The sequence below is a fragment of the Marivita sp. genome, from assembly GCF_022763305.1.
In the GTDB taxonomy this organism is placed as follows: Bacteria; Pseudomonadota; Alphaproteobacteria; order Rhodobacterales; family Rhodobacteraceae; genus Marivita.
The window spans coordinates 1-4,117 of the sequence record NZ_JALEGT010000059.1; the positions used below are offsets into that span (position 1 = coordinate 1).

Below are 4,117 nucleotides of genomic sequence, written 5' to 3' on the forward strand. Positions count from 1 at the left end.
AAGCCTGGAACAACCTGATCACCCTCCCGGATGTCATCACGTCAATCGGGACCAGAGATTGGGCAAAAGTGGATCAATGACCGCCGCCCTTGGTATAAGGACCTGATCGCCAGCGGACCGCGCTCGCCGCGGCCCGGTGCGCCGCATACCTTCGTGACGACGGAGACGTTTCTGGTGACGTTCGATTTGCAGAGCCTTCGCGACCTGCCGGAGTTAGAGCTTGTGGGCGCGGCTGGAACGATAGACGGTGTTTCGGACAGGTTCTGAGAGGTTTCATGTAAGTGAAGCCGTAAGAAAAGCGGATGTTTCTCCACGACTTGGCTCCCAGGGAAACATCATGTAGCTTAGTCCGTGATAATCGCGGATTTACGTACATGAATAATGAGAGGCGCACGACGCTCGCCGAATATGTGAAGGAGCTTCAGTCGAAGGGCCGGATCGTCTTCGATGCGGAGGAGGCCGTCGAGGCCCTTGACACAAACCGCGGAGCGTTCCTGGACGCTGCTCAGCGTCTCCAGAAGCGTGGCCTGCTGATCAGTCCGCGCAAGGGGTTCTATGTCGTCGTCCCGCCGCAATTCGCCTCCTGGGGGGCGCCGCCCCCATCCTGGTACATCGACCCGCTCATGCGGCAGGAGCAGCAACCCTACTACGTCGGTCTCCTCAAGGCCGCGGAGTTGCACGGCGCGACCCACCAAGCCGTCATGGAATTCCAGGTCTTGACCAGCAAGCGCATGCCCAGGATTCGTGCCGGACGCAACCTCATCGTCTTCTACTACCGGAAGGAGATGGCCTCGATCGCTGATGCGATCGAAGAGGTCAAGACGGATACCGGACGGATGAAGGTCTCATCCCCCGCGCTGACCGCGCTCGACCTCGTGCGCTACGGCAAGGCGTCGGCGGGCATCGACAACGTTGCCACCGTCCTCGCCGACCTCGGCCCCAAGATCGACAGCGATCAACTCGCATTCCTCTCCCTCCGTTTCGAGAAACCCGTCGTGCAGCGCCTGGGCTATATGCTGGACATCCTCGATCGCCGCAGCACTGCGCGGAAGATGCACGAGATGCTGATGTCGCGCGGCAACCCGCCATGGACGGAGCTTGATCGGGCAGAGGCAAGGGACCCCCTCTTCGCGCCTGATCCGGTCGAACGGGATCAGAGATGGCGGGTCGTCGTACGAAGACATCCTGAGGTAGATGAATGATTCCGGCCCAGAACATAGTCGAATGGAGCCAGACGGCGCCTTGGGCAGAGCAGCGGCAGGTCGAGCAAGACCTGATCATCTCGCGCGCCCTCGTGGAGATATTCGGCGATCCGTTCCTCGCATCGGAGCTCCGATTCAGGGGTGGAACCGCCCTCAACAAATTGCACTTCCCGGAGCCGCTCCGCTACTCGGAGGACATCGATCTTGTCCGCACCTCGGCAGGGCCGATCGGTCCGATCCTGGACAGGTTGCGAGAACGCCTCGAGCCGTGGCTCGGTCCCGCCCGCTTCGAGCAGAGCCAGGTAGCCCCAAAATTCCGCTTCCGGGTCCGGGCGGAGGATGGCGGCGAACACCCAATCCGCCTGAAGCTGGAAATCAACACGCGTGAGGTCAATGGCTACGACCCCGTCCTGATGGCGCCGTTCGCCGTCGAGAACCCCTGGTTCTCGGGCACTTCGACGATACCGACCTTCTCAAACGAGGAGATGCTGGCGACCAAATTGCGCGCGCTCCTTCAAAGGGACAAGGGCAGGGACCTGTACGATCTGGCGCATGGGCTCGAAGTTTTCGGCGGCCTCGATTGCGCACGCGTCGTCGAGCTGTTCACACAATACCTCGCTGACGGCGACACGCCGATCTCACGCGCACAGGCCGAGGAGCGGATGCTCGCGAAACTCGCGAGGGGCAACCTTCTGATGGATCTGCGACCGTTGTTGTCCGCGGACTCGGCCGCGCGCATCAACGACGATGCGACCGGGCACGCCGTTCGAGACATCTTCGAAAAGTTAATTGGTGAGATCCCTGGGGACCCATGGGCGAGGACGACGGAGGCCAAAGAGAGATTGGGGATAGACTGGTAAGCGCCGACACTCGCAACCGTATCATCGAAGATCGTCCCGCCGCGCCGCTCTCCGAGTCGCGGAGGTTGACATGAACCTGATGGAGGGCACCTCTATTTTTCACCCAAATTGGGCACTGGTCGGCAAAGCGTGACGCCCCTTGGCCGCTCAGGCTGAGCCCTTCACAACTGAAGACGCCAGAACCAAACTCATCAAACTTTACCCTCAAATTGACTGAATCAGCGGACTAGTGCAATGAGCGGTATTCCCGCGCGAAAGGCCCCCTTGCATGCAGTCGCTTGAGCGATCCCCGATCTACACATCCGCCGTTCTGTCGGGCCCGATCTGCGGGATGCTCGGGCTCAGTTGGGACGAGGTTCTGAGCCGTGCGGGGATCGTTGCGACCGACCGCAACGACCGGGCCTTTCTGGTTTCTGCCGAGGAGTATCTGCGCCTCTGGAACGCCATGATGAACGTCTCGCGGCAGCAGGACGTCTCGAAGCTTCTTGGATTGCGGATGGCGGGCGGCCCGGCGATCCCGGTTCTTTTTGCGCTTTCCACCGCTCCGGATTTCGAGACTGGCATCGGGCGCATGGCACAATTCAAAACCCTGTTTGGGCCGATGCAATTCGTCGTGTCGCGCAGTGCGTCCGAGTTCACCGTGCGCGTGGCCCCGGACGTCGCCACCGTGCCTTTGCCCGGAACATTCAGCAGCCCACAGATCATCTACCTGCACGCGCAAGCCAATGCGCTGGCGCGTCATGCAGTCCGCCCGATGCGGGTTTGCCTGCCGCTGCCGCAGGACGAACGCGAGCGTCTGGAGGAGACCTTCGGGCAGGTCCCGCGGCATGGCGACGCCACGCTGACCTATACCCGCGCCGATGCGCGTGCGCCCTTCGTCTCGGACAATCCCGAGCTTTGGGAAGCCACCGAAGCGGACCTTCAGAGCCAGGCCATGATCCAGTCCAAGGGCTTGCCCCTGTCGGACCGGGTTCGCGCGACGATGCTGGAGGCGTTCTTGATCACCGAACCCACGATCGCCCATGTGTGCGAGCGCCTGAAAATCAGCCGAAGCACGCTTCTGAGGCGCCTGGACGACGAAGGGATGACGTTCCAGTCGCTGCTGGACGAAACCCGAAAAGAGCTGGCGATCCGCTATCTGGTCAAGAGCAACCTGAACAACCAGCAAATCGCACACCTCGTGGGCTATCGCGATCCGAATGCGTTCCAGCGGGCGTTCCGGAAATGGACGGGCCGAACGCGCAGCGAAGTCCGAAATTCGGCGACTTGAGCAAGCCAGGCGCGAGAACCTGACCCAAACGCGTGACCAGAATTGTCTGCATCTGACCACAAATGAATATCGTCTTCGAACACCAATCTATGTTACCATTTGTAAACGCGGTGTGACGCGACGATTACAGCTGACCGGAGAGCTACATGCAACTCACGATAAACGGAGAGCCGCGCGAGATTGACGCGAATCCAGACATGCCGCTGCTGTGGGTCCTCCGCGACGAACTCAAGATGACAGGCACCAAATTTGGATGCGGTGTCGCGTCATGTGGGGCCTGTACCGTGCACATCAACGGACAACCCACGCGGTCTTGCCAGGCGTTGATTGGAGATCTCGAAGGTGCTGACGTGACCACAATTGAGGCGATCGACACGCCTGCGGCCAAGGCGGTTCAGGCTGCTTGGATCGAGTTGCAGGTGCCGCAATGCGGATATTGCCAGTCCGGTCAAATCATGTCGGCCTCAGCACTTTTGACGGAAACGCCCAAGCCCAGCGACGAGGATATTGATGCGGCCATGGAGGGCAATCTCTGCCGCTGCTCCACTTATGCCCGCATCCGCCGCGCAATTCACCGCGCCGCCGAAATCATGGAGGCCTGAGATGTTGCACTATCTCGATGCGAAACTCCCAACGCCGCAGACCACGCGCCGCACCTTTCTCAAGCTATCCGCAGGGGCTTTGGGCGGGCTGCTCATCGGCACCGTCATCCCCCAGAGGGGCCTCGCTAACACCGCGCCCGGGGCATTGGCCACGCCTTTCGTTCACATCACGCCGGACAACCG

The 4,117-nt window shown here is 61.0% G+C and carries 5 protein-coding genes and 1 pseudogene; all 6 read left to right on the forward strand.

Annotation, left to right across the window (positions count from 1 at the left end; all coding sequences use genetic code 11):
* Nucleotides 1-96 precede the first annotated feature (96 nt).
* Nucleotides 97-267, forward strand: a pseudogene (locus MRY75_RS12030) (SMC-Scp complex subunit ScpB); the annotation flags it as partial.
* A gap of 107 nt (nucleotides 268-374) precedes the next feature.
* Nucleotides 375-1,202, forward strand: coding sequence for a type IV toxin-antitoxin system AbiEi family antitoxin (locus MRY75_RS12035; RefSeq protein ID WP_292308097.1), 828 nt, complete (start codon nucleotides 375-377; stop codon nucleotides 1,200-1,202).
* Nucleotides 1,199-2,062, forward strand: coding sequence for a nucleotidyl transferase AbiEii/AbiGii toxin family protein (locus MRY75_RS12040; protein WP_292308099.1), 864 nt, complete (start codon nucleotides 1,199-1,201; stop codon nucleotides 2,060-2,062). Before MRY75_RS12035 ends, MRY75_RS12040 begins: the two co-directional genes overlap by 4 nt.
* A 268-nt stretch (nucleotides 2,063-2,330) precedes the next feature.
* A complete protein-coding gene (locus tag MRY75_RS12045) occupies nucleotides 2,331-3,332 on the forward strand; it encodes an AraC family transcriptional regulator (protein ID WP_292308101.1) in 1,002 nt (333 codons plus the stop codon).
* A gap of 146 nt (nucleotides 3,333-3,478) precedes the next feature.
* Nucleotides 3,479-3,934: a (2Fe-2S)-binding protein gene (locus tag MRY75_RS12050; protein ID WP_292308103.1), complete on the forward strand. Its 456-nt coding sequence runs from the start codon at nucleotides 3,479-3,481 to the stop codon at nucleotides 3,932-3,934.
* 1 nt (nucleotide 3,935) lies between these two features.
* A partial coding sequence (locus MRY75_RS12055) for a twin-arginine translocation signal domain-containing protein (RefSeq protein ID WP_292308105.1) occupies nucleotides 3,936-4,117 on the forward strand: 182 nt, incomplete at its 3' end.

What these genes read in the sequence shown, in the direction of transcription:
- MRY75_RS12050 (WP_292308103.1), top strand. Translation starts at nt 3,479, where the DNA reads ATGCAACTCACGATAAACGGAGAGCCGCGCGAGATTGACGCGAATCCA.
- MRY75_RS12035 (WP_292308097.1), top strand. Translation starts at nt 375, where the DNA reads ATGAATAATGAGAGGCGCACGACGCTCGCCGAATATGTGAAGGAGCTT.
- MRY75_RS12045 (WP_292308101.1), top strand. Translation starts at nt 2,331, where the DNA reads ATGCAGTCGCTTGAGCGATCCCCGATCTACACATCCGCCGTTCTGTCG.
- MRY75_RS12040 (WP_292308099.1), top strand. Translation starts at nt 1,199, where the DNA reads ATGATTCCGGCCCAGAACATAGTCGAATGGAGCCAGACGGCGCCTTGG.